Source organism: Acinetobacter sp. AKBS16, assembly GCF_002899995.1.
In the GTDB taxonomy this organism is placed as follows: domain Bacteria; phylum Pseudomonadota; class Gammaproteobacteria; order Pseudomonadales; family Moraxellaceae; genus Acinetobacter; species Acinetobacter baumannii.
The window spans coordinates 1-273 of sequence record NZ_POYH01000107.1; the positions used below are offsets into that span (position 1 = coordinate 1).

1 protein-coding gene is annotated in these 273 nt (G+C 50.2%); it reads left to right on the top strand.

The genetic code is table 11. The annotated features are described in order from the left end of the window. Nucleotides 1-273 (top strand): Ig-like domain-containing protein (locus tag C1642_RS19015; protein ID WP_171304733.1); only part of this gene is annotated, 273 nt, incomplete at both ends.

Genomic DNA, 273 nt, shown 5'->3' on the forward strand with positions numbered 1-273 from the left:
CGGCTACTCCTTCTGTACCGAGTGGTTATCTGGACAATGTTGGACCTGATCAAGGAATCAAGGGGTCAGGAAGCAGCACAGATGATACGACACCAGGTGTTGTGATTTCTGCACCGGGTGCAGGTGAGACTCCGACTTTGTATGTTGATGGTGAGAAGGTAGCTGCAAGCTATGATCCTGTAACCGGTACACTAACGCCTACCACTCCGCTGGCAGATGGTTCACATCAACTGACTTATACGCTGACTGATGCAGCAGGTAATGAAAGTGCAC